This is a genomic window from Pseudomonas sp. SWRI68 (genome assembly GCF_014269165.1).
GTDB lineage: Bacteria > Pseudomonadota > Gammaproteobacteria > Pseudomonadales > Pseudomonadaceae > Aquipseudomonas > Aquipseudomonas capeferrum.
On the sequence record NZ_JABWRU010000005.1, the window covers coordinates 34,517 to 52,754 of the forward strand.

An 18,238-nucleotide genomic window follows, 5' to 3' on the forward strand; every position below is an offset into this window, starting at 1 on the left:
GCGCGAAGGCGCACAGTACAGCCTTGCAGCGGGGATAGACCAGCGCGTGAAGCAGATTCTTTGCGTAGTGCGTGGCGCAGACCCATACAGAAATACCGCATACGGTGTATGTGATCGTACAACTGCTTGCGCTATCATGGGCATTGTCTTTCAAGGTGAAATACAGGGCATGACAGAGCAGCAGGTACAGGCAAGGACCCGGCGCAAGCCGCGCAGTCTGGCCCAGGAACTGGTCACAGTGCTGACCGAGCGGATTCGCAGCGGCCAGCTCAAGCGCGGCGACAAGCTGCCGACCGAATCGCAGATCATGGCCGAAGAGGGCGTCAGCCGCACGGTGGTGCGCGAGGCCATCTCGCGGCTGCAGGCCGCAGGGCAGGTGGAGACCCGGCACGGCATCGGTACGTTTGTGCTGGATGCACCGTCCACGGGCGGTTTCCGTATCGACCCGGCGACCGTGGTGACCCTGCGTGAAGTGCTGGCGGTGCTGGAGTTGCGCATTGCCCTGGAGATCGAGTCGGCGGGCCTGGCGGCGCAGCGGCGCAGCGATGAACAGCTGGTCGGCATGCGCGCGGCGCTGGATGAGCTCAACGAAGGCGCGGCCCATGCCAACGATGCCGTATCGGCGGATTTCCAGTTCCACCTGCGCATTGCCCAGGCCAGTGGCAACCACTACTTCGCCGACATCATCAACCACCTGGGTACCAGTATCATCCCGCGTACCCGGCTCAACTCGGCGCGCCTGGCCCATGACGACCAGGCGCACTACATGAGCCGGCTGATGCATGAACACGAGGCGATCTACGAAGCCATTGCCCGGCAAGACAGCGAAGGGGCGAAGATGGCCATGCGCATGCACCTGAGCAACAGCCGCGAGCGCCTGCGCCAGGCGCATGAGGAAGCTGAGGCGCAAGGGGCCTGAGACCTCTCTCACCCGCGAAGAGGCCGGTACCGACAAAAGAAAAAGCCCCGACGTGTGCGGGGCTTTTACGTTTCAGGGCGATCAGATCCCCCCGTCACTCCACTGCCCATTCACCAACCGGCGCAACCCCAGCGGGTTCTCATCGCGAAGTGCCTCAGGCAGCAACGCCTGCGGGTAGTTCTGGTAGCACACCGGGCGTAGGAAGCGGTCGATGGCCAAGGTGCCGACCGAGGTGCCGCGCGCATCCGACGTAGCCGGGTACGGCCCGCCGTGGACCATGGCATCGCACACTTCGACGCCGGTGGGGTAGCCATTGACCAGAATCCGACCGACCTTTTCTTCCAGCAGAGGCACCAGCCAGGCGAAGGCTTCGAAATCTTCAGGCTCGCCGATCAGGGTCGCGGTCAACTGGCCACGCAGGCCAAGCAGGGCGGCGCGCAGCTGTGCGTTGTCCTGGGCTTCGACGGCCACGGTGGTCGGGCCAAACACTTCTTCTTGCAGCAAGGGGTCGGCGTCGACCAGCAGGCGCGCCTGTGCCTTGAACAGCTGGGCCCGCGCCTGGCTGCCTGCTTGCGGTTGGCCAGCCAAGTGTTCGATGCCCGCATGGGCGTGCAGGTGTTCCAGGCCGCCCACATAGCTGCGCAGGCCGCCAGCGTTGAGCAGGGTCTGGCCGGCCTGTTGCTCGAGGTGCTGACCGAGCTCGGCGAGCAGTTGGCTGTATTGCGGCGATTGCAGGCCGATCACCAGGCCCGGGTTGGTGCAGAACTGGCCGGCACCCAGGCACACCGAGCCCGCCAGTTCGCGGGCGATGGCTTCGCCGCGCTTGGCCAGGGCACCAGGCAGGATGATCACCGGGTTGATGCTGGACATCTCAGCGAATACCGGGATTGGCTGTGGGCGCTCGGCGGCCATGCGGCACAAGGCGTCACCACCCTTGAGCGAGCCGGTGAAACCGACCGCCTGGATGGCCGGGTGCTTGACCAGCCATTCGCCGACACCGCCGCCGAAGACCATGTTGAACACGCCCTTGGGCATGCCGGTGCGCTCGGCGGCGCGCTGGATTGCACAGCCGACCAGGTCTGCTGTGGCCATGTGGCCGCTGTGTGCCTTGAACACCACCGGGCAGCCAGCGGCGAGGGCGGCAGCCGTGTCGCCTCCGGCCGTCGAGAAGGCCAGCGGGAAGTTGCTGGCACCGAACACGGCGACCGGGCCTACGCCGATGCGCATCTGGCGCAGGTCGACGCGAGGCAGTGGTTGGCGCTCGGGCAGGGCCAGGTCGATGCGTGCACCGAGGTAGTCACCGCGCCGCAGCACGTGCGCGAACAGGCGCATCTGGCCACTGGTACGGCCGCGCTCGCCCTGGATCCGCGCTGCAGGCAGGGCGGTTTCGCGGCAGACGATGGCGACGAAGGCGTCGTCCAGTTCATCCAGCTCGGCGGCGATGGCATCGAGGAACTCGGCGCGGCGCGCCGGGGCCAGTTGGCGGAACTCGGCAAAGGCGGCAGCGGCGGCCTGGGCGGCTTGGTCGACTTCGCTTTCAGTGGCTTGCACGAAGCTGTAAGGCAGGGCCTCGCCGGTGGTGGCGTCCAGGCTCTGCAGGCGTTGCGCGCCAGCGGCACTGCGCTGACCGGCGATGAAGTTGTGGCCTAGGATCTCAGGCATTTTGGCACTCCTGTAGGTGAATGTAGGGGTTAGGCGCTCAAGAAGGGCTGCAAAGCAGCCCCAAGGCCCTCAGGTAATCGGCGCCGGGTTGAACAGGGTGATGTCGTTATGCAGCCTGTGCTGCTCGGCCCAGGTCTGCTTGCGGCCGCTGGCCACGTCCAGGTAGTAGTGGAACAGCTCCCAACCCAGTTCCTCGATGCTCGAGCGGCCTGTGGCGATGCGCCCTGCGTCGATGTCGATCAAGTCGGGCCAGCGTTCGGCCAGTTCGGTGCGGGTGCAGACCTTGACCACCGGGGCCATGGCCAGGCCGTACGGTGTGCCGCGGCCCGTGGTGAACACATGCAGGTTCATCCCGGCCGCCAGTTGCAAGGTGCCGCAGACGAAGTCGCTGGCCGGGGTGGCGCAGAAGATCAGGCCTTTGCGCGCCACCCGCTCGCCAGGGCCAAGCACGCCCTGAATGGCGCCGCTGCCGGACTTCACGATCGAGCCCAGGGACTTTTCGACGATGTTGGACAACCCACCCTTCTTGTTGCCCGGCGTGGTGTTGGCGCTGCGGTCGGCCGCGCCTTGTTGCAGGTAGCGGTCGTACCAGTCCATCTCACGCACCAGCGCCTCGGCCACGTCCTGGTTCTCGGCGCGGGAGGTCAGCATGTAGATGGCGTCGCGCACTTCGGTCACTTCCGAAAACAGCACGGTCGCACCCGCACGTACCAGCAGGTCCGAGGCGTAGCCCAGTGCCGGGTTGGCGGTGATGCCGGAGAACGCATCGCTGCCGCCACACTGCATGCCCAGGATCAGCTCGCTGGCGGGCACCGTTTCGCGGCGGCGCTGGTCGAGCTTTTTCAGGCGGGTTTCAGCCAGCGCCATGATCTGTTCGATCATTTCGCCGAAGCCCAGGCTGGCATCCTGCAGGCGGTACAGCCACGGGTCGCTGAGGTCTACCGACGGATCGTTGTCATGCATGACCTGGCCGGCCTGCAGTTTTTCGCAGCCCAGGCTGATGACCAGCGCTTCGCCACCAAGGTTGGGGTTGCGCGCCAGGTTGCGCACGGTGCGGATCGGGATGTAGGCATCGCGGGCATTGATCGCCACGCCGCAGCCGTAGCTGTGGGTGATGGCGACCACGTCATCGACGTGGGGGTACTTGGGCAGCAGTTCTTGGCGAATGCGCTTGACCGCATGCTCCAGCACGCCGGTCACGCATTGCACGGTGGTGGTGATGCCAAGGATGTTGCGGGTGCCCACGGTGCCGTCGGCATTGCGGTAGCCCTCGAAGGTGAAGCCTTCGAGCGGCGGCAGGGCCTCGGGCACGGCATCGCAACGCGGTAGGCTGTCCAGCGCCGGCGCCTCTGGCATGGCCAGCTGGCGTTCCTGCACCCAGGTGCCCTGGCGCAAGTCTTCCAGGGCGTAGCCGATGACCTGCCCATAGCGGCGCACCGGCTCGCCCTTGGCGATCAGCACGGTGGCCACCTTGTGGCTCTGTGGCACGCCTTCGACCAGGGTCAGGCCGTCGGGGAAGCGGGCGCCTTCACCCAGGCCACCGTCGTTGACCACTACCACGACATTGTCGTCATCGTGCAGGCGGACGTAGCGGGGCGAGTCGGAATGTTCGATCAACTGCATGTTCGGGCCCTTCTAGTGATTGCTCAGGCTTTATACATCCGCCCGCCGCCGGCAGGTGCCGGCGGCGGGCGTGTTCACTCAGTGACGAGAGCTTGCCAGTTCGCCATTGGCGCCGGGCTCGGCTTCAGCCTTTGGGGTTTCACGCAGCTCGATGCGCTTGATCGGGCCGACGATCACCAGGTAGCTGAACACCGCGACCAGCGCGTTGGCGCCCACATATACCAGGGCCCACTTGAACGAGCCGGTGGCGCTGATGATGTAGCCGATGACGATGGGCGTGGTGATCGAGGCGATGTTGCCGAAGGTGTTGAACAACCCGCCCGACAGGCCAGCGATCTGCTTCGGCGAAGTGTCGGCGACCACCGCCCAGCCCAGTGCGCCAATGCCCTTGCCGAAGAAGGCCAAGGTCATGAAACCGACCACCATCCACTCAGCATCGACGTAGTTGCAGAAGACCATGGTGGTCGACAGTAACAGGCCGCAGACGATGGGCAGCTTGCGCGAGAAGGTCAGCGAGTTGCCGCGGCGCAGCAGCCAGTCCGACAGCACACCGCCCAGCACGCCACCGATGAAACCACAGATGGCGGGCAGCGAGGCGATGACACCCGCCTTGAGGATGGTCATGCCGCGCTCCTGCACCAGGTACACCGGGAACCAGGTCAGGAAGAAGTAGGTGATGGCGTTGATGCAGTACTGGCCCAGGTACACCCCAAGCAGCATGCGGCTGGTCAGCAGCTGCTTGATGTAGCCCCATTTCGGGCCGTCGTTGCCGCGTTTCTGGTCCATGTCTACCAGGCCGCCGTTCTGCTCGATGTGTTCGAGCTCGCTTTGGCTGATGCGCGGGTGTTGCTTGGGGTTGTAGATGGTTCTCAGCCACACGAACGAGAACAGGATACCGAGCACGCCCATCACCACGAACACGTGTTCCCAACCGAAGCTGAACACGATCCAGCCCATGATCGGGGCAAACAGTGCGGTGGCAAAATACTGCGCCGAGTTGAAGATGGCCGACGCCGTACCGCGCTCTGCGGTGGGGAACCAGGCCGCGACGATGCGGGCGTTGCCCGGGAACGACGGGGCTTCGGCGAAACCGACCAGAAAGCGCAGGGTGAACAAGGTTACCACCGCCCAGGCCACCGGCATGCCACCGACAAACCCTTGCAGCAGGGTGAACAGCGACCAGGTGAAGATGCTGAACGCGTAGACGTTCTTGGAGCCGAAACGGTCGAGCAGCCAGCCACCAGGAATCTGGCCAGCCACGTAAGCCCATCCAAAGGCGGAGAAGATATAACCGAGGGTAACGGCGTCAATGCCGAGGTCTTTCTGCAGGCTGGAGCCTGCGATTGCAATGGTGGCGCGGTCGGCATAGTTGATCGTGGTCACCAGAAACAGCATGAACAGGATCAGGTAGCGCACATGCGTCTTTTTAGTCGCTTGCATGCTGGTAATACTCCCACTAGTTATTTTTGTGCGGGCTCACGAGTTGTAGCCGGGGTGGGGGGCTCCCACTCCGGCGGCGGCAGTTCAGGCCGCAGGGGTTCGCTTATTGCGGACCCATCTTGTCCATCAGCGCTGCGAGCATTTCGTATTCTTCGCCGGTCAGGTCGGTCAGCGGCGTGCGTACCGGGCCTGCGTCGTAACCGGCAATCTTCGCGCCCGCCTTGACGATGCTCACGGCGTAGCCGGCCTTGCGGTTACGGATGTCCAGGTACGGCAGGAAGAAGTCATCGATCAGCTTGCCGACGGTGGCGTGGTCTTCGCGGGCGATGGCGTGGTAGAAGTCCATCGCGGTCTTCGGCACGAAGTTGAACACGGCCGAGGAGTACACCGGCACGCCCAGCGCCTTGTAGGCCGCAGCATACACCTCGGCGGTCGGCAGGCCACCCAGGTAGCTGAAGCGATCGCCCAGGCGGCGACGGATCGACACCATCAACTCGATGTCACCCAGGCCGTCCTTGTAGCCGATCAGGTTCGGGCAGCGCTCGGCGAGCTTTTCCAGCAGGTCGGCATTCAAACGGCAGACATTGCGGTTGTAGACCACCACCCCGATCTTCACCGATTTGCACACGGCTTCGACGTGGGCGGCGACGCCATCCTGGCTGGCTTCGGTCAGGTAGTGGGGCAGCAGCAGCAGGCCCTTGGCACCCAGGCGCTCGGCTTCTTGCGCGTATTCGATGGCCTGGCGGGTCGAGCCGCCGACGCCGGCAAGGATCGGTACCGAGGTGGCGCAGGTATCGACGGCGGTCTTCACCACCTGGCTGTACTCGCTGGCCGCCAGGGAGAAGAACTCACCGGTACCACCGGCCGCGAACAGGGCGCTGGCGCCGTAGGGGGCGAGCCATTCCAGGCGCTTGATGTAGCCAGCCTGGTTGAAGTCGCCTTGGGCATTGAAGTCGGTGACCGGGAAAGACAGCAGGCCGTGGGAGAGGATGGATTTCAGTTCTTGTGGATTCATTGTTGTTGGCATCCTGAGGCGCTTGGGGTGAAGGGAGTGATGTGCTGCGATAGAGGTAAGTTATCGTACAACTAGGGGAATGGCTAGTGCCTTGGGAGAAATTTTTATGAGTTGGGTGCTTGGCTGGGGTGTTGGGGGGGGGGCGATCGATCTTCTAGGCACAGAAAATCCCACGACAACCACCTGAACAGTCATCGTATCTCTTAAGCGGGGGATGGCTAAAAAAACGATCGCGGAGACAGGCACAAGCCCGCCGCCCGCTTCCACGGGAAGTGTTCTGGGACCAGCAGAGGGTGACCGGGGAAGCGGGGGCGGCCTTGCGCCGCCCCGCGATCAAAGCTAACGAAGCTTTGTGTCAGGCAGCCTGATGGTGCTTGACCTGGGACTTGCGGACCTGGGCACGGCACGCATCGCCGAACGCCTGGAAGATCTTGATCGAATCAGGGTTCTTCGCGGCTTGCCACTCGGGGTGCCACTGCACCGCGAACAGGAAGGGCGAAATGCTTGGGGCATGGATGGCCTCGACCAGGCCGTCTTCGGCCAGGGCAATTGGCTCGATGCCTTTACCCAGGTTGCGCAGGCCTTGGCCATGCAGCGAGTTCACGCGGATCTCGTCGCAGCCCAGGATGTCGCGCAGCCAGCTGCCTGGCTTGACCTTCACACTGTGGACCTGGGCGTACTGTACTTCGACCGGGTCTTCGGGGTTTTCACGGTGGTCGTTGAAGCCTGGCTCGGCATACACCTTCTGATAGATGTCGCCACCCAGGGCCACGTTGATTTCCTGCATGCCGCGGCAGATGCCGAAAATCGGCAGGCCACGCTTGATGGCTGCCTTGACCAGCGGGATGTCGAACAGGTCGCGTGCCTTGTCCTGGCCCTTGCCCGGGGTTTCGTTGTCCTGGCCGTACAGGGCCGGGTCGATGTTGCTGCCGGCACCGGTCAGGTAGACGCCGTCGGCCATGTTCAGATAGGTCTCGAGGTCTTCGGTGCCACAGCAAGTGGGTACCAGGACCGGGACGCAATCGGCGAAGTCGACCAGCGGCGTGATGTATTTATGGGTCATGACCTGATAGTCATGGCCTTTGCGCTCTTGGCTGCCCATGGTCATCAGGACGACGGGTTTGCGCAGGGAAGGTTGCTTGTTGCCAATGTTGCTGTTGGACATATGTCACCTTGGGACAGGTTCGACCTGTCGTTGTTGTGCAGGCGCACGGCCGGGGCCTTGTGTGCGACCTGAAGCCCCGAGCACTGCCGGCTCGTCAGAGGCGACGATTCCGGTCGGGACTTGTTGATAGCTTGCCAGAGCCGTTCGATATGTCAAACGACTGGTAGAGGCTTTAGCGGGAGGGATACGCCGAATTCAGGGGGGTTAAACCGTTGCAGCCCTGTAGCGGCAAGGGTTTGGCAGGGGGTTAGGTCAATTATATTTAACGACGCAGTTGGTTCATTGCACCGCTGCAATGAAGGGGGCCTGTACCGGCTTCTTAGTGGGCAAGCCCGCTGACAAAGGAAGCCGGTACAGGGAGGAACGGGCTCAGTGCAGAATCTGCGCCAGGAAACCCTTGGCCCGTTCTGTCTTGGGCTGGTTGAAGAACACCTGTGGCGGGCTGTCCTCGATGATCTGCCCGCCCTCAAGGAACAGCACCCGTTCGGCCACCTGCCGGGCAAAGCCCATCTCATGGGTAACGCAGAGCATGGTCATGCCCGTGCCGGCCAGTTGCACCAGGACATCCAGCACTTCGGCGACCATTTCCGGGTCCAGTGCCGAGGTCGGCTCATCGAACAGCATGATCCGGGGTTTCATGCACAAGGCGCGGGCAATGGCCACGCGTTGCTGCTGGCCGCCGGAAAGCTGGCTGGGGTATTTGTGCGCCTGGGACTCGATGCCGACCTTGCACAGGTACATCCGTGCCCGTTCTTCGGCGTCCTTACGCGACAGCCCGCGCACGCTGGTAGGGGCCAGCAGGCAATTGTCGAGCACAGTCATGTGCGGGAACAGGTTGAAGTGCTGGAACACCATGCCGATTTCGCTGCGGATCTGCGCCGCCTGGCGTGTGGTGGCAGCCAGGTCGGTGCCATCAACCTGGATGCTGCCCTGTTGGGCCACTTCCAGGCGGTTGATGCAGCGGATCAGGGTCGACTTGCCCGAACCGGACGGGCCACAGAGGACGATGCGTTCGCCTTCGCGTACCTGCAGGTTGATGTCGCGCAGCACATGGTACGCGCCATAGTGCTTGTTCAGGCCCTCGATGCGGATGAGTACCGGGCGCGGGTCGGGTTCTGGGGCAAGGCTGGCAAGGCTTAGAGGGGCGGTCATATTGTTGTTCTCCGCAAGGTTCAGTCGAAACGCGTCGCGCTGTAGGGCGCAGGGTCGGTAAAGGGGCGCTCGCCGGTCAGAAGCTCTGCCAGCAGCCGGCCACTGACCGGGCCAAGGGTGAGGCCATGGTGGGCATGGCCGAAGTTGAACCACAGGCCTTGGTGCCGAGGGGCAGGGCCAATTACCGGGCGCATGTCTGGCAGGCACGGGCGACGGCCCAGCCAAGGGGTGTCGTCGAGGCGCTCGCCGAGCGCCGGGAACAAGCGCCTGGCCAAGGCCTCGCAGCGGCGCAGCTGGATCTCGTTGCCGGGCGCATTACTGGCGGCAAACTCGATGCCGGTGGTCAGGCGCACGCCCCGGGCCATGGGCGCCAGCACGTAGCCGCCTTGGGTATCGCAGACCGAGTGTTCGAGTTGCGCACCGTCGCGGGTGCTGTAGTGCATGTGGTAACCGCGTTTGATCGCCAACGGGATCTTGTAGCCCAGGCCTTCGTACAAGTCTGCCGACTGTGGACCGAGGCAGACCACCACTTCGTTTGCGGTGACAGGGCCACGACGGCTGTCGACCTGCCATTGCCCTTCCACTTGGCGCAGGCTGCGCGCATCGCCATGCAGGAACTGCCCACCACGCTGCACGAACAACGCGGCATAGCCCCGGGTGAGGCCACCGGGATTGTTCACCGTCTTCGGGTCGAGCCAGTGAATGCCACCGACCACGGTGCTGTCCAGTTGGTGCTCGCGGGCCTGGAGCTGCCCGCATTCGAGGATTTCATACTGCAGGCCGTAGCGGCTCAGGCCTTTGACCTCGGCCTTGGCCTGCTCGAACAGGGCCGGGTCACGGAACACTTCGATCCAGCCTTTGGCCTGTACCAGCCCTTCAAGGCCGGCGGCTTTGATCAGGGCGTCATGCTCCTCGACGCAGCGTTGCACCAGCGGCAGCATGTCGGCAGCGGCGCCCGCCAGGCGCCCCGGCGCCGATTGGCGCCAGTAGCGCAACAGCCAGGGCGCGGCCTTGGGCAAGTGCAGGAGGCTGTAGCGCACGTCAGGCTGGCGGTTCAGGCCGTAGCGCAGCAGCGCACCGGCTTGGCGCGGGAAGGCATACGGGATGACGCTGGAGCGCTCGATCAGCCCGGCGTTGCCATGGCTGGTACCGCTGCCGGGTTCGTCACGGTCGATCAGAATCACCTGGCGCCCACGCGCCTGCAGGTGCAGCGCGGTGCTGACGCCGACAATGCCGGCGCCGAGGACGAGGGTCTGGCAATGCATGGTAGGTATCCTTCGGTCAGTTCAGGTGGCGGCCCAGGCGGGCTTCCAGGTGTTTCAGGAGGCGCCGCACCAGCTCGACGATCACCAGGTAGAGCACAGCAGCCCACAGGTAGATCTGGAAGTCGAAGCTGCGCGAGAACGCCAGTTTGGTCACGCCCATCAGGTCGTAGATGGTTACCAGCGAGGCAATGGCGCTGGCCTTGATCATCAGTATCAATTCATTGCCCAGTGGGCCGATGGCCACCAGCAACGACTGCGGCAGGATCACCTTGAAGAAGGTGGTCGAGCGTTTCAGGTTCAGCGCCCGCGCAGCTTCGTACTGCCCAGGGGCGACGGCCATCAGGCTGCCGCGGAAGATCTCGGCCTGGTAGGCGGCGGTGTTCAGGGTGAACGCCAGCAAGGTGCAGAACCAGGCCTCGCGGAAGAACCACCACAGGCCGACGTCTTGCCAGAACCCCTTGAGCGAACCGAGGCCGTAATAAAGCAGGAACAACTGAGCCAGCAGCGGCGAGCCGCGGAAGAAGTACACGTAACCGGCGGCCATGCGTTGCAGCAGTTGGCTGCGCGACAGGCGTGCCAGTGCCAGCAACAGGCCGAGCACAGCACCCAGGGTGAACGAAATCGCCACCAGCTTGGCCGTTACCAGCAGGCCATCGACGAAGCGGGGGCCGTAGCGTTCCAGCAGGTCGGGGTCGAGGACTACCGCCAGCCATTGTTCGACGTTCATGCCCGGGCTCCTTGCAGGTGGCGGCTGCTACGCCGCTCGATGAAGGCAAAGACCCGGCCCGAGACTGCCGAAAACAGCAGGTAGCCCAGGCAGGCAACGCCATAGAAGAACATCGGTTCCTTGGTCACGCTCACCGCCAGGTTGGTCTGGCGCATCAGGTCGACCAGCGAGATGGTCGACACCAGTGAGGTGTCCTTGAGCAACGACAGCCAGTTGTTGGACAGGCCGGGCAGGGCGATGCGTGTCAGTTGCGGCAGCACCACCTTGAAGAAGCCTGTGCGTTTGCTCAGGCCCAATGCCGAGCAGGCCTCAAGCTGCCCTTTGGGCAGGGTCTTGAAGGCGGCCAGCCAGATCTCGCTGGAGAACGCGGCAAACACCAGGCTGAACGCGATCATCGCGGCCAGGAAGGTGTTGATTTGGAACTCGCCCTGGTAGCCCATGGCGGCCAGCAGCTTTTGCGCTGCGATCTGGCAGCCGTAATAGATGATCAGCAAGGTCAGCAGTTCGGGCAGGCCGCGGAACACGGTCGAGAAGGTCGTGGCCCAGGCCCGGGGCAGGCGCTTGCGCGAGCGCGCCGCGAGGGCCACGGCCAGCCCCAGGGGCAGGCCGATGGGCAGGCAGGCGAGGGCCAGCGAGACGGTTACCAGGGCACCGGCCAGCAACGCCTGGCCCCAGCCTCCGCTGGCGAAAGACAGCAAGGACAATTGATCGAGCATGACAAACCCCTTGGACGGGTAATGCGGTCGCTGTAGGAGCGGCCTTGCGTCGCGAAAGGGCCGCGTAGCGGCCCCGGCAATCTGTGCCGTTGCATAAATCCCGGGGTCGCATAACGTCCCCGGCAATCTGTGCCGTTGCATAAATCCCGGGGCCGCAAAACGTCCCCGGCAATCTGTGCCGTTGCATAAATCCCGGGGCCGCTACGCAGCCCTTTCGCGACGCAAGGCCGCTCCTACAGATCAGTTGTAGATATCGAAAGCGAAGTACTTGCTGGCGATCTTCTGGTAGGTGCCGTTGGCCACGATCTGTTGCAGCGCGGTGTTCAGGCGCTGGCGCAGCGCCTCGTCATCCTTGCGCACGGCAATGGCGGCGTCGGCCTTGGTGTCGGCTACGTCGCCGAGGATCTTGCAGCAGTCCTGGCCGTTCTTGTTCATCCACTCGTGCAGGGGGAACTTGTCGGCGATCACCCCGTCCAGGCGGCCCGCGGCCAGGTCGGCGTTGGCTTCGTCCATGGTCGGGTACAGCTTCACATCGGCACCGGCCTTGCCATAGACGTCTTCGGCATAGATGGCCTGGGTCGAAGAGGACTGCGCGCCGACGGTGTAGCCGACGAAATTGTTCTGAGCGTCGCTGATCTCGCTGTCCTTGGCCACGGCCACGGTCAGCGGGGTGCGGTAGTAATGATCGGTGAAGGCGATTTTCTTGCGGCGCTCTTCGGTGTCGATCATCGACGCGACCACGGCGTCGTACTTACGTGCCATCAGGGCCGGGATGATGCCTTCCCAATCCTGGGCCACCAGCGTGCACTCGACTTTCATCTGTTCGCACAGGGCGTGGGTGATGTCGATGTCGAAGCCGTGCAGTTGGTTATCGGCGTCGACATAGTTGAAGGGCGGGTACGCGCCCTCGGTGGCGAAGCGCAGGGTTTCGGCACTGGCGGCGCCCGTCAGCAGCAGGGCACACGCACCCACCATAGCCATGGTCTTGTTCATCTCGCACCTCTTGCACTCTTGCTATTGTTGTTTTGCCGACGGCCACGAGGTGTAGCCGACGAATTCGTTATGTAGAGCGGCAGTCGCTTCCAAGCGTTTTTCAACATCCGGCCCGAGCTTCTTGCAGACCTCGTTGACCATCAGGTGCACCCACGACAGCATGGTCGCGGTGGATTCCCAGAACAGATTGAACTCGGTGGGGATGCGGAACACCTCGTCGGCGTTGGCATCGGCCCAGTCACAGAAGGTGTCGGTCACCAGGGTGACCGCAATGCCGGCTGCGCGCGCCTTCTGGCACAGCTGCAGGGCGTGACGTGAATAGCGGCGGGCCTCGAACACCACCAGTGCGCTGTCTTCGGCGCGGCCCAGCAGCACGTCGCCGAAATGCCCGGCGCTGAGGTCGACCAGTTGCACGCCATCGCGCAGGTACTGCAGCAGGTGGCTCATGCACATGGCGACGCCGCGCTCGGTCTGAAAGCCCGCGACGAATACCCGCTGCTTGCTCGCCAGACGTTGCGCGGCGCGGTGCCAGGGCTCGCTCTGGCGGTACTCGTGCACTCGGACCAGGGCGGCGATTTCCAGCTCCAGGCTGCCGGCGGTGTCGCTGGCATCGTGGTTCTGGCGGTAGTCTTGCAGGCGGTCACCCACCAGCCATGGGCCATCGCCCAGGTCGTTCTGCAGGTCTTGCTTGAGCGCCTTGAGGTGGGCATAACCTAACGAGCGGCAGAAACGGCCGACACTGGATTCGCTGACGCCGAGCTTGGCAGCAATGCTTGCCGAGGTCTGGAACGGCAGTTCGTGCAGGTTGGCGAGCATGTAGCTGGCGATCGTGCGGCCTGAGGCGGCGGCCCCTTGCAGGCTGTTTTCCAGGCGTTGCTTGATCGGTTGGCTCATGCTGCATCTCCGGGGTGAGGCTTGCGATAGAAAATGAATGTTTTCTGTCATCAAGTCAACATTTGACAGATAGCTGTCACATGCAGGAAAGTTTTTGTCGTTGCAACGCTGTAGCCATTCCAATTCCAACAAGGAGCTTCAGATGTCCGCACCTTCCACCGGCACTGTCGTACGCGTGCCTTTTACCGAGCTGCAGACCCTCTTGCAGGCGATTTTTCAGCGTCATGGCTGCAGCGAGACAGTGGCCCAGGTGCTTGCCCACAACTGCGCCAGCGCCCAGCGCGATGGCGCCCACAGCCACGGGGTGTTCCGTATTCCGGGCTATGTTTCGACCCTGGCCAGCGGCTGGGTCAATGGCCGTGCCACCCCGAAGGTGACCGACGTGGCCTCCGGTTATGTGCGTGTCGATGCCGCCGGCGGCTTCGCCCAGCCGGCACTGGCAGCGGCCCGTGCGCTGTTACTGGAAAAGGCCCGCAGCGCCGGTATCGCCGTGCTGGCCATCCACAACTCGCACCATTTCGCCGCACTGTGGCCGGATGTCGAGCCGTTCGCCGACGAGGGCCTGGTGGCGCTCAGCGTGGTCAACAGCATGACCTGCGTGGTGCCGCATGGCGCCCGCAAGCCGCTGTTCGGCACCAACCCCATCGCTTTTGCCGCGCCCTGTGCCGAACACGACCCGATCGTCTTCGACATGGCCACCAGCGCCATGGCCCACGGTGATGTGCAGATCGCCGCCAGGGCTGGCCAGCAGTTGCCCGAGGGCATGGGCGTGGACGCCAATGGCCAGCCGACCACCGACCCCAAGGCCATTCTCGAAGGCGGCGCCTTGTTGCCGTTTGGCGAGCACAAGGGTTCGGCGCTGTCGATGATGGTCGAGTTGTTGGCCGCAGCGCTGACCGGCGGGCACTTTTCCTGGGAGTTCGACTGGTCCGGGCACCCAGGGGCGAAAACGCCATGGACCGGGCAGTTGATCATCGTCATCGACCCGAGCAAGGCCGAAGGCGAGCGTTTTGCCCAGCGCAGCCGCGAACTGGTGGAGCAGATGCAGGCGGTGGGGTTGACGCGCATGCCGGGCGAGCGCCGCTACCGCGAGCGTGAAGTGGCCGAGGAGGAGGGCGTGGCGCTGACCGAGCAGGAGCTGCATGGCCTCAAGGCGCTGCTGGGCTGAGCCAGGCTGTCGGCGCAGATCGGCGGCTGTGCAATCTTGCATAGACAACCTGCACAATAGGTGATGTTACTCAGCAGCGACTCCGGGTATCCTCAGGGCAGCCTTTCCGAACTGTCCTGATCCAAGGAGCTGCACGCTGTGTTCAAACATGTCGATGCCTATGCCGGCGACCCGATCCTCTCGCTGATGGAAACCTTCAAGGCCGATCCCCGTGCCGACAAGGTCAACCTGAGTATCGGCCTGTACTACGATGAAGCCGGCGTGGTGCCGCAGTTGGCAGCGGTGGATGCGGTCGAGAAACGCATCGCCGGCCAGGCTCACGAAGCCTCGCTCTACCTGCCGATGGAAGGCCTGGCCAGCTACCGCCAGGCCATTCAGGCCCTGCTGTTCGGTGCCGATCACCCGGCGGTGACCGGCGGCCGAGTGGCCACCGTGCAGACCGTGGGCGGTTCTGGCGCACTGAAAGTCGGTGCCGACTTCCTCAAGCGTTATTTCCCGCAGTCCGAAGTCTGGGTCAGCAACCCGACCTGGGATAACCACCGCGCCATCTTCGAAGGCGCCGGTTTCAAGGTGAATAGCTACCCGTACTTCGACCAGACCAGCCGTGGCGTCGACTTCGCTGGCATGCTGCAAGCGCTGCAGACCTTGCCGGCCAACAGCGTCGTGCTGCTGCACCCGTGCTGCCACAACCCGACTGGTGCCGACCTGGACCAGAACCAGTGGCAGCAAGTGGTGGAAGTGGTCAAGGCGCGTCAGCTGATCCCGTTCCTCGATATCGCCTACCAGGGCTTCGGTGAGGGGCTGGTCGAAGATGCCTTCGCCATCCGCGAAATGGCCCGTGCCGGCGTGCCGTGCCTGGTCAGCAACTCGTTCTCGAAAATCTTCTCGCTGTACGGCGAGCGAGTAGGGGGCCTGTCGGTGGTCTGCGACGACGACGCCACTGCCCAGAGCGTACTCGGCCAGTTGAAGGCTACCGTGCGCCGCAACTACTCCAGCCCACCCAACTTCGGTGCTCAGCTGGTTGCCGGTGTGCTCGGCGATGCCGCGCTCAATGCCCAGTGGGCGGCGGAGGTCGAAGTGATGCGCAAGCGTATCCTCGACATGCGTCAGGCACTGGTCGATGCCCTGGGCACGCTGCTGCCGGGGCAGGACTTCCAGTTCTTCCTGCGCCAGCGCGGCATGTTCAGCTACACCGGTTTCAGCGTCGAGCAGGTGCGTCGCCTGCGTGACGAGTTCGGCGTGTACCTGATCGACAGTGGCCGGGTGTGCATGTCTGGCCTGCGGCCGGCCAACCTGCAACGGGTGGCCGAGGCGTTCGCCGCCGTTCAGCAGTAATGTGACAGGGGGGCCGCAAAGCGGCCCCCTTGGTTTCACCTTGTTGTCATGACAAGTGCAACCGTCCCTCGGACGGGGCTTCGCAAGTGCAACCTTTCAGTGCACAATCGCGCCCTCTTTTTCGGTTGAGGGGTGCGATACGTCTGTTTCGCCACTCTCAGCCTGTTGCAGTCTTGCGAGTGGAGCTACACCCGGAATGAATGAGCAGGCCCCAAGCGTCGAACGGCGCTATGAAGAATCGACCCCGGCAGCCTTGGGCAGCTGGGCACGTCAAGACACCACCTGGATGCTGGGCCTGTTTGGCACCGCCATCGGTGCAGGCACCTTGTTCCTGCCCATCAATGCCGGCTTGGGCGGCTTCTGGCCGTTGCTGATCCTGGCCGTACTGGCCTTCCCGATGACCTACTTCGCCCACCGCGGGCTGACCCGTTTTGTCCTTTCCGGGCGCACGGGCGGCGATATCACGCAAGTGGTCGAGGAACATTTCGGCATCAAGGCCGGTGCGCTGATCACCGTGCTGTACTTCTTCGCCATCTTCCCGATCCTGCTTATCTATAGCGTGGCGCTGACCAACACCGTTACCAGCTTCATGGAGCACCAGTTGCACATGACGCCGCCGCCACGGGCGCTGCTGTCGTTCGTGCTGATCCTCGGCCTGCTGGCCATTGTGCGTTGCGGTGAGCAGGCTACGGTCAAGGTCATGAGCCTGCTGGTCTACCCGTTCATCGTTGCCTTGGCGTTGCTGGGCCTGTACCTGGTCCCGCACTGGACCGGGGGTATCCTCGACAGCGCCACGCAACTGCCCTCGGGCTCCGCCTTCCTGCACACCGTGTGGCTGGCGATTCCGGTGATGGTGTTCTCGTTCAACCACTCACCGATCATCTCGGCCTTCGCCGTCGACCAGAAGCGCCGCTACGGCGAGCATGCCGATGAGCGCAGCGGCCAGATCCTCGCCCGCGCCCACCTGCTGATGGTGGCCATGGTGCTGTTCTTCGTCTTCAGTTGCGTGCTGACCCTCAGCAGTGCCCAACTGGCTGAGGCCAAGGCGCAGAACCTGTCGATCCTGTCGTACCTGGCCAACCACTTCAGCAACCCGACCATCGCCTTTGCCGCACCACTGATCGCCTTCATTGCCATCGCCAAGTCGTTCCTGGGCCACTACATCGGCGCCAGCGAAGGCCTCAAGGGCATCATCGTCAAGGCCGGTGCGCGCCCGGGTGCAAAAACCCTGGACCGCGTGGTCGCTGCGCTGATGCTGGTGGTCTGCTGGATTGTCGCCACCCTCAACCCGAGCATTCTGGGCATGATCGAATCGCTGGGCGGCCCGATCATCGCGGTGTTGCTGTTCCTGATGCCGATGTACGCCATTCGCCGTGTACCGTCGATGCGCAAGTACAGCGGCGCGATGTCCAATGTGTTCGTCGTGACAATCGGCGTGGTTGCGCTGACTTCGGTGGTTTACGGCTTGCTGAGCTGATTCACCACCGCTGCAAGCAGTGCCCAGGTCGCTTGTCGTGATCTGGGCATTTTTTTTGTCCACAATAATTGTCTGGCAATAGAACAATTTTAACTTCACCCATAGGCACCCGGCCGCCTTCATGCTTAACTCAGTGTCCTTTTCAAACCCCGCATAAGGATTTCGTTCATGGCTCAAGTGACTCTCAAAGGCAACCCGGTTCAGGTCAAGGGCAACCTGCCGCAGGCCGGTGCTCAGGCCCCAGCCTTCTCGCTGGTGGGTGAAGGCCTGGCCGACCAGTCGCTGCAGAACTACGCCGGCAAGCGCAAGGTGCTGAACATCTTCCCGAGCGTCGATACCCCAACCTGCGCCACCTCTGTGCGCAAGTTCAATGCCCAGGCCAATGACGTGGCCAACACCGTGGTGCTGTGCATTTCCGCCGACCTGCCGTTCGCCCAGGCGCGCTTCTGCGGTGCCGAAGGCCTGGAGAACGTGAAAAACCTGTCGACCCTGCGCGGCGCCGAGTTCCTCGAGAACTACGGTGTGGCGATTGCTGACGGCCCGCTGGCCGGCCTGGCTGCGCGTGCGGTAGTGGTACTGGACGAGAACGACAAGGTGCTGCACAGCGAGCTGGTAGCTGAAATCGCTGAAGAGCCTAACTACGAGGCAGCGCTGGCTGTCCTGAAGTAAGGGCTTCTGGCGGGGCCG

Annotated in this window: 16 protein-coding genes; 5 read left to right on the forward strand and 11 right to left on the reverse strand. The window is 63.6% G+C overall.

Translation table 11 applies throughout. The features are described 5' to 3' along the window. Positions 1 to 169 precede the first annotated feature (169 nt). Complete coding sequence (locus tag HU770_RS09800; RefSeq protein ID WP_033697384.1) at positions 170 to 919, forward strand: FadR/GntR family transcriptional regulator; 750 nt, start codon at positions 170 to 172, stop codon at positions 917 to 919. A gap of 81 nt (positions 920 to 1,000) precedes the next feature. Here HU770_RS09800 and HU770_RS09805 read toward each other — a convergent pair whose 3' ends face one another. From HU770_RS09805 to HU770_RS09855, 11 genes are all read right to left on the reverse strand, one after another. Continuing rightward, entirely contained in the window at positions 1,001 to 2,581 is a 1,581-nt protein-coding gene (locus tag HU770_RS09805; protein ID WP_186663557.1) for an aldehyde dehydrogenase (NADP(+)), read from the reverse strand. 69 nt (positions 2,582 to 2,650) lie between these two features. Beyond that, positions 2,651 to 4,204 carry a galactarate dehydratase gene (garD, locus tag HU770_RS09810; protein WP_186663558.1) on the reverse strand — a complete coding sequence of 518 codons (1,554 nt, stop codon included), beginning with the start codon at positions 4,202 to 4,204 and terminating at the stop codon, positions 2,651 to 2,653. A gap of 78 nt (positions 4,205 to 4,282) precedes the next feature. Beyond that, on the reverse strand, positions 4,283 to 5,644 hold the full coding sequence (locus HU770_RS09815; RefSeq protein WP_033697387.1) for an MFS transporter: 1,362 nt from the start codon (positions 5,642 to 5,644) through the stop codon (positions 4,283 to 4,285). 103 nt (positions 5,645 to 5,747) lie between these two features. After that, complete coding sequence (gene kdgD, locus HU770_RS09820) at positions 5,748 to 6,659, reverse strand: 5-dehydro-4-deoxyglucarate dehydratase (protein WP_033697388.1); 912 nt, start codon at positions 6,657 to 6,659, stop codon at positions 5,748 to 5,750. Between the two features lie 355 nt (positions 6,660 to 7,014). Beyond that, positions 7,015 to 7,824, reverse strand: a complete 810-nt coding sequence (locus tag HU770_RS09825; RefSeq protein ID WP_186659540.1) for a type 1 glutamine amidotransferase — start codon at positions 7,822 to 7,824, stop codon at positions 7,015 to 7,017. A 369-nt stretch (positions 7,825 to 8,193) separates the two neighbouring features. Further along, positions 8,194 to 8,976 carry an amino acid ABC transporter ATP-binding protein gene (locus HU770_RS09830; protein WP_186659542.1) on the reverse strand — a complete coding sequence of 261 codons (783 nt, stop codon included), beginning with the start codon at positions 8,974 to 8,976 and terminating at the stop codon, positions 8,194 to 8,196. A gap of 20 nt (positions 8,977 to 8,996) precedes the next feature. Continuing rightward, complete coding sequence (locus tag HU770_RS09835; RefSeq protein WP_186663559.1) at positions 8,997 to 10,241, reverse strand: FAD-binding oxidoreductase; 1,245 nt, start codon at positions 10,239 to 10,241, stop codon at positions 8,997 to 8,999. Positions 10,242 to 10,257: 16 nt separating this feature from the next. Continuing rightward, the gene (locus HU770_RS09840; protein WP_033697392.1) at positions 10,258 to 10,968 is read right to left on the reverse strand and encodes an ABC transporter permease subunit; all 711 of its coding nucleotides are present in this window, start codon (positions 10,966 to 10,968) and stop codon (positions 10,258 to 10,260) included. Next, entirely contained in the window at positions 10,965 to 11,684 is a 720-nt protein-coding gene (locus HU770_RS09845) for an ABC transporter permease subunit (RefSeq protein WP_186659543.1), read from the reverse strand. Before HU770_RS09845 ends, HU770_RS09840 begins: the two co-directional genes overlap by 4 nt. A 240-nt stretch (positions 11,685 to 11,924) precedes the next feature. Beyond that, positions 11,925 to 12,677 (reverse strand): transporter substrate-binding domain-containing protein, encoded by a 753-nt coding sequence (locus HU770_RS09850; protein ID WP_186663560.1) that lies wholly within the window; start codon positions 12,675 to 12,677, stop codon positions 11,925 to 11,927. A 21-nt stretch (positions 12,678 to 12,698) separates the two neighbouring features. Continuing rightward, positions 12,699 to 13,571: a MurR/RpiR family transcriptional regulator gene (locus tag HU770_RS09855; RefSeq protein ID WP_033697396.1), complete on the reverse strand. Its 873-nt coding sequence runs from the start codon at positions 13,569 to 13,571 to the stop codon at positions 12,699 to 12,701. A gap of 142 nt (positions 13,572 to 13,713) precedes the next feature. On the opposite strand from HU770_RS09855, the gene HU770_RS09860 reads away from it, so the two are divergent. The 4 genes from HU770_RS09860 to tpx all read left to right on the forward strand — a co-directional run bounded on the left by HU770_RS09860 (position 13,714) and on the right by tpx (position 18,220). Further along, a complete protein-coding gene (locus tag HU770_RS09860; RefSeq protein ID WP_033697397.1) occupies positions 13,714 to 14,739 on the forward strand; it encodes an Ldh family oxidoreductase in 1,026 nt (341 codons plus the stop codon). A 138-nt stretch (positions 14,740 to 14,877) separates the two neighbouring features. Then, a complete protein-coding gene (locus HU770_RS09865; RefSeq protein WP_033697399.1) occupies positions 14,878 to 16,074 on the forward strand; it encodes an amino acid aminotransferase in 1,197 nt (398 codons plus the stop codon). A gap of 196 nt (positions 16,075 to 16,270) precedes the next feature. After that, positions 16,271 to 17,551 (forward strand): serine/threonine transporter, encoded by a 1,281-nt coding sequence (locus HU770_RS09870; protein WP_047583738.1) that lies wholly within the window; start codon positions 16,271 to 16,273, stop codon positions 17,549 to 17,551. Positions 17,552 to 17,719: 168 nt separating this feature from the next. Continuing rightward, positions 17,720 to 18,220 (forward strand): thiol peroxidase, encoded by a 501-nt coding sequence (tpx, locus tag HU770_RS09875; protein WP_033697401.1) that lies wholly within the window; start codon positions 17,720 to 17,722, stop codon positions 18,218 to 18,220. The last annotated feature ends 18 nt before the right edge of the window (positions 18,221 to 18,238 follow it).